The organism is Roseococcus thiosulfatophilus (genome assembly GCF_017311575.1).
Classification (GTDB): Bacteria; Pseudomonadota; Alphaproteobacteria; order Acetobacterales; family Acetobacteraceae; genus Roseococcus; species Roseococcus thiosulfatophilus.
In genome coordinates, this window is sequence record NZ_JAFFQY010000048.1 from 1 (window position 1) to 995 (window position 995).

A 995-nucleotide genomic window follows, 5' to 3' on the forward strand; every position below is an offset into this window, starting at 1 on the left:
ACCTGACGGATGAGCAGGTGCGCGATGCCTTGGCGGAACTCAAGCCCGACATCGTGGGCGCCACCTCCATCACGCCCTCCATCTACAAGGCCGAGCGCCTGTTGCAGATGGCGAAGGAGGTCTGCCCCCAGGCCGTCACCGTGCTGGGCGGCATCCATGGCACGTTCATGTACCAGCAGGTGCTGGCCGAGGCGCCCTGGATTGACGCCATCGTGCGTGGCGAGGGCGAGCAGGTCTTTCTCGACCTGGTGCGCTGCGTGGATGATGGAAAGTGGCTGGCGGAACGCAGCGAGGTGAAGGGCATCGCCTATCTCGACGGCGGGCAGGTCGTGGCCACGCCGGCCGCCCCGCCGATCAAGGACCTGGACCGCATCCAGCCCGATTGGGGCGTGCTGGAATGGAGCAAGTACATCTACATCCCGCTCGGCAAGCGCGTCGCCATCCCGAATATGGCGCGCGGCTGCCCCTTCACCTGCTCCTTCTGCAGCCAATGGAAGTTCTGGCGCGACTACCGCGTGCGCGACCCGCGCAAGGTCGTGGACGAGATCGAGACGCTGGTGCGCGAGCATGACGTGGGCTTCTTCATCCTGGCCGACGAGGAGCCCACCATCCACAAGAAGAAGTTCGTGCAGTTCTGCGAGCTGATGATCGAGCGGAACCTGCCCGTGCTCTGGGGCATCAACACCCGCGTCACCGATATCCTGCGCGACGAGGCGCTGCTGCCGATGTACCGGAAGGCCGGGCTGATCCATGTGAGCCTCGGCACCGAGGCGGCGGCGCAGCTGAAGCTCGACCGCTTCAACAAGGAAACCACCATCGCGCAGAACAGGAAGGCCATCCAGCTGTTGCGCGACAACGGCATCGTCACCGAGGCGCAGTTCATCGTGGGCCTGGAGAACGAGACGGTCGAGACGCTGGAGGAAACCTACCGCATGGCGCAGGACTGGGCGCCGGACATGGCCAACTGGGCCATGTACACGCCCTGGCCCTTCAGC

1 protein-coding gene is annotated in these 995 nt (G+C 65.1%); it reads left to right on the plus strand.

The annotated features are described in order from the left end of the window. On the plus strand, positions 1-995 hold a 995-nt coding region (gene bchE, locus JTN19_RS14500; protein ID WP_206934102.1), incomplete at both ends, for a magnesium-protoporphyrin IX monomethyl ester anaerobic oxidative cyclase.